5 protein-coding genes are annotated in these 5,554 nt (G+C 46.7%); all 5 read left to right on the top strand.

The window, feature by feature from the left end:
* Positions 1–20 precede the first annotated feature (20 nt).
* The 5 genes from feoB (at position 21) to AC3A14_RS23850 (ending at position 5,412) form a co-directional block, all read left to right on the top strand.
* Positions 21–2,357, top strand: coding sequence for a Fe(2+) transporter permease subunit FeoB (gene feoB, locus AC3A14_RS23870; protein WP_413039184.1), 2,337 nt, complete (start codon positions 21–23; stop codon positions 2,355–2,357).
* Between the two features lie 169 nt (positions 2,358–2,526).
* Complete coding sequence (locus AC3A14_RS23865) at positions 2,527–2,751, top strand: FeoC-like transcriptional regulator (protein WP_318701944.1); 225 nt, start codon at positions 2,527–2,529, stop codon at positions 2,749–2,751.
* Positions 2,752–2,843: 92 nt separating this feature from the next.
* Entirely contained in the window at positions 2,844–3,575 is a 732-nt protein-coding gene (locus AC3A14_RS23860; protein ID WP_318701945.1) for an HAD hydrolase-like protein, read from the top strand.
* Between the two features lie 14 nt (positions 3,576–3,589).
* On the top strand, positions 3,590–4,255 hold the full coding sequence (locus AC3A14_RS23855) for an ureidoglycolate lyase (RefSeq protein WP_318701946.1): 666 nt from the start codon (positions 3,590–3,592) through the stop codon (positions 4,253–4,255).
* Positions 4,256–4,266: 11 nt separating this feature from the next.
* The gene (locus AC3A14_RS23850) at positions 4,267–5,412 is read left to right on the top strand and encodes a TIGR03364 family FAD-dependent oxidoreductase (protein WP_318734052.1); all 1,146 of its coding nucleotides are present in this window, start codon (positions 4,267–4,269) and stop codon (positions 5,410–5,412) included.
* Positions 5,413–5,554: the final 142 nt, after the last annotated feature.

The raw sequence follows: 5,554 nt of genomic DNA, 5'->3' as shown, positions 1-5,554 counted from the left end.
CCCACATTAAAACCCTAGCCATGCTCAAACCCATTGTTGCCTTAATTGGTAATCCCAACTGCGGAAAAACCACCCTATTTAACGCCCTCACTGGAGCCAACCAACGGACAGGAAACTGGCCGGGGGTTACAGTCGATCGCAAAGAAGGGCAGTTTAAGATTAATCAATCGACCATTACCCTGGTAGACTTGCCAGGGGTCTATTCCCTGGATGCCGAAGAAAGTGCCACCGGGATGGATGAGTTGGTGGCGCGAGATTATCTCCTTTCTGGAGAAGCACAATTAGTAATTAATATCATTGATGCCTCCAATCTAGAGCGCAATCTTTATCTAACGACTCAGTTGATGGAAATGCGCCTACCGATGGTTGTCGCTCTGAATATGATCGATATTGCCCAGAAGCGGGGTATCGATATTAATGCAGATCGTTTAGCCGATCGCTTAGGCGTTCCTGTTCTGCCCCTGATTGCCAGCGATCGCGAAGGAATTGGCTCTTTAGTCGATCTCGTCGGTCACATCCTAGAGAACTTAACCCATCCTGCCAGTTACGTTGCTTATCCAGCAGTCATCGAAGATGCCTTAGCTGAAATCGTCCCTTACCTGACTCAAAACACGACCAATCGGATCGTCGAACCTCGCTGGACGGCTCTAAACTTGCTGCAATACGATGAACGGGGAGTCGGTGAACTCGTTACTCCAGCGCTCACCGAAATGATCGCTAAACATCGGCGTAGTATTCATCAAGTCTTAGGAGAAGATCTAGATATCCTGATTGCCGATAGTCGCTACGGCTTTATTCAAACCGTGACCCAAGAAGCCAGTCAACGCACGGGAGAAGTGAGTCAGTCCATGAGCGATAAGCTCGATGCGATTGTCCTCAACCGTTGGCTGGGGATTCCTATTTTCTTAGGCATCATGTATCTGATGTTCCTATTTACGATCAATGTTGGCAGTGCCTTTATTGACTTTTTTGATATCGTTGCTGGGACAATCTTTGTAGACGGATTGGGGCAACTGCTCGAAAGCCTCCGCTTCCCTGGATGGGCGATCGCCCTGTTAGCTGACGGTGCTGGTGGTGGTGTGCAAACCGTCGCCACATTTATTCCTGTTATTGGCTTCATGTTCCTGTTCTTATCGATACTCGAAGATTCTGGCTACATGGCACGAGCCGCCTTTGTTATGGATCGAATGATGCGGTTTGTGGGCTTACCCGGAAAATCCTTTGTGCCCATGTTAGTCGGCTTTGGCTGCAATGTACCAGCAATTATGGCCGCCCGCACATTGGAAAATTCCCGCGATCGCCTCATGACCATTCTCATGAATCCCTTCATGTCCTGTGGTGCAAGGCTTCCGGTTTACGCCCTCTTTGCGGCTGCCTTCTTTCCCCTGGGCGGTCAAAATATCGTCTTTGGCCTTTATCTCCTCGGTATTGCCTTTGCCATCTTCACCGGACTGGTGATGAAAAACACCATCCTCAAAGGCGAAATTTCTCCCTTTGTTATGGAGCTTCCTCCCTACCACATTCCTCGATTCAAAGGGGTCATGATTCGCACCTGGGATAGGCTACGGGCATTTCTCTTGAAAGCCGGAAAAGTCATTATTATCATGGTCACCATCCTCGGATTACTCAACTCCTTAGGAACGGATGGTTCATTTGGTAATCAAGATAGCGACCAATCCATCCTAAGCGCTGCCAGTCAATCTGTAACTCCCATTTTTGCTCCCATGGGCGTTACCCAGGAAAATTGGCCCGCTACTGTGGGAATCTTTACCGGTGTCTTTGCTAAAGAAGCCATGGTAGGCACACTCGATTCCATTTACGGACAATTAGCCATTACTGATAATCCCGAATTAGAAGAGGAAGAAGGAGGCTTTAGTTTCTGGGGCGGTATCCAAGAAGCTTTCGCCACTATTCCCGCTAACTTAGCTGACGTTCCTGGTACCTTACTAGACCCCCTAGGATTGAATATTGGCAATACCTCAGATGTAGAAACGGCCTCGGAAGAACAGGAAGTTGCTTTAGGCACATTTGGAGCCATGGTACGCCGGTTTGATGGCAAAGCTGGAGCCTTTGCTTACCTCTTATTTGTGTTGCTCTATTTCCCCTGTGTCGCTGCCACCGCAGCCGTTTACCGGGAAACCAACTGGCAATGGACAATCTTTGTTGCTTCATGGACAACAGGTTTAGCCTACATCGTCGCCACCAGTTTCTATCAAATTACTCAATTGAGTGTTCAACCTACCTTCGCTAGTGTATGGCTTTTAAGTATGTTGGTGATTAGCATCGGTGTCTTCTTCGCTCTGAAAATGTTGAATCCCCAGTTGAAAGCCCACCGCCAGTCTGAAAGCCCCATTTAGTGCAGACAAGGGGATGGGAATAGGGAACGGGGAAGCAGAGATTCCCCGTTCCCTATTCCCAAAAGTATTAGACCTCTTGCAGAAATGAATAGCAATACAGTCTTATGTCTATTGCCTATTGCCTAACTTCTACAAGAAGTCTATTGATTATTAATTATTAATTGAAGCCATGATTCTAGAATTACAAAACTACCTCGCCCAAAAACAGAAAGTCTCTCTAGCCGAACTCGAAACCCACTTTCGCAGCGATCCTGATGCTTTGCGGGCAATGCTCAATAAATTAGTCTATAAAGGCAGAGTACGCCCGGTAAGTCTAGAAGGGCAAAAATGTGGCGGTTGTACCCATTGCGATACAGCAACCTTTGAAGTTTATGAATGGGTAGGGAAGAAATAGGAACTAGGAACTAGGGAATAGGAACTAGGGAATAGGGTCCGTTTTAAGGTATCCTAGTAGAGACAAACTGACTCATTGGAGGAGTCACTTGAATGTCTTCTACTCCTAATGTGGAACTGGTGATCTTTGACATGGCAGGTACAACGGTCAAGGATAACAATGAAGTACAAAACTGTTTCTTTGTGGCTGCCGAACAAACGGGTTTACAGGCTTCCGGCGATCGCGTGAATGCCATGATGGGATGGTCGAAAAAGCTGGTATTTCAAACGTTGTGGCGAGAACAACTCGGTGAAGATCGCCCAGATTATCAGCAAAATGTCGAGGTTTCTTATCAACGGTTTAAGGAAACCTTAGAACATCATTATCAAACCCAACCGGTTGAACCGACAGAAGGATGCTTAGAACTGTTTGACTGGCTAAAGTTTGAGGAAATTAAGATTGGGTTAAACACAGGGTTTTATCGTGAGGTAACGGATATTATCTTGCGTCGTTTGGGATGGGATAAAGGGTTAAATCAAGATTATGTTGGCTCAGAACACTCTTATATCCAAGTCTCGGTTACACCCTCAGAGATTTATAATAACGAAGGTCGCCCAGCTCCCTATATGATTCAGAAAGCGATGTACAAACTTGGGGTCAAGAATCCCCAAACTGTAATTGTAGTTGGGGATACTCCCTCGGATTTAGAAGCGGGGTTGAATGCCCATTGTTTGATGACTTTGGGGGTAACTAATGGAACTCATCGCCGAGAACAGTTAGCCCAATATCCCAATGATGGATTGTTGGATTCTCTGTGGGAGTTGAAAGAAAAAATCACAGGATGATCCCAAGAATTACGATGATGAAAACTTTAGATCATTCCATTAACTACCTGGCTCCTGATGTTCCCCCAGAACTACCGTGGGTGGAAGTTCCCTTAGTCAAAGCAACACCAGAATCTCTAGCTGGATATGGTCAATTGGTGGATGATTATGAGGACTATTCCATTGAAATTGTGACCTGGCCAGCCCAAGGATGGCGAAAACTCGATCCCGAAACAGGTAACCAAGGCGGAACAACCCAAGGGATCTTTGAATTTTGGTGGGAAGGAGAGCTCCTTTATGGTCATAATCAAGCGGTGGGCGATCGCTATCTCTTGGGTTGGTCTACAAACCCAGGAAATGCCCAAGCTCAAACTACACCAGAATCAGGACGCTCTCAGGTCTTACTCTGGCACGCCAATTATCACCCCGATGGTGGACAACTGTTTTTTCCCTTAGACAATACGCCCTTTGTCGTTCCCCTCGCTTTACCCGGAGACGATGTTAAACCAGAAGACTTTATCGCGTTCTATGTCGAAGGTCACCAGGGATTATATATTCATCCTAATGTGTGGCATGAGGCTGTATTTCCCCTGGCAGACCGAGCCAAATTTCACGATGAACAAGGTAAAGTTCATGGTCGTGTCAGTTGTAATTTAGCCCAAGAATTTGGTGTTTTCTTATCTATTCCTCTGATTTATTAACGTAGTAACTCATGACTTCACAAAATCAGGCTGATGTATTAATTATTGGTGCAGGTACTGTTGGTTTAGCTCATGTTTTAGCCTGTGCCAAACGAGGACTCAAGGTTGTTGTTTTTGAACGGAATCCCCAGGCAATTGGTGCATCAATTCGCAATTTTGGCATGGTCTGGCCTGTGGGACAACCCTTAGGACCATTAGGCGATCGCGCTCTCAACTCTCGACAAATTTGGCTGGAACTGTCGGCTCAGGCTGGATTTCACGCAGAAAAAGCCGGATCGCTACATCTGGCCTATCGTAAAGATGAGATGGCGGTTTTAGAGGAATTTGTCAGCATTAGAGCTTCTACCCATTCTGTAGCGTTACTGACCCCGAATCAAGTCTTAGAGAAGAGTCCAGCCGTAGTTAAGGAAGGGTTATTAGGGGCGCTGTGGAGTTCCACAGAAGTGATTGTAGACCCCAGAGAAGCGATCGCCAAATTACCCGATTATCTCAGTAAAGCCTATGGGGTAACGTTCAAATTTGGCACAGTCGTAACCTCGATCGCGGATCGGGTGGCAATTGCCGGGGGAGAGCAGTGGCGAGGCGATCGCATTTTCGTCTGTTCGGGTGCAGACTTTGAAACCCTCTATCCCCAACACTACGCCAAGAGCGGCATCACCAAAGTTAAACTGCAAATGATGCGAACGGCTCCCCAACCCAACAACTGGCGACTCGGTGCAGCACTTTGCGGAGGATTAACCCTAACCCATTACAGTGCGTTTGCAGACTGTCCCTCCCTTCCTGCTCTCAAAGAACGCATTGCTAAAGAAACTCCCTATTTTCCAGAATGGGGAATTCACGTCATGATGTCGCAAAATGGATTAGGAGAATTAATTATTGGCGACACTCACGAATATGGTTGGTGTCCTCACCCCTTCGATCGCGCCGATCTGAACAACTACATTCTCAACTACTTAAAAGGCTTTGTCCAACCTCCTTCCCTAGATATTGCCCAGACATGGCACGGTGTGTATGCCAAGTTACCCGGATCAACTGAATTGATTTTACATCCAGAATCGGGCGTGACCATTGTTAACGCCCTCAGTGGTGCGGGAATGACCCTATCGTTTGGTCTAGCAGAAGAGACGATCTCGGAAATATATAGCACTTCGCGGTAGGCAATAGGCTTGCTTTGCAATAGTCAAAAGCTTGTATTGCTTAGGGTCTAAGGCTTCAAGCTGTACTTCATAGAAAAGAGAATCGCTATATCCCTCTTCTGTCACTCTCCGAGTTCAATGAATAGGAAATCTGCCAATTATC

This window comes from Roseofilum sp., assembly GCF_982964205.1.
The sequence above is the reverse complement of the archived record's forward strand: the minus strand, read 5'-3'. Positions and strand labels throughout refer to the sequence as shown.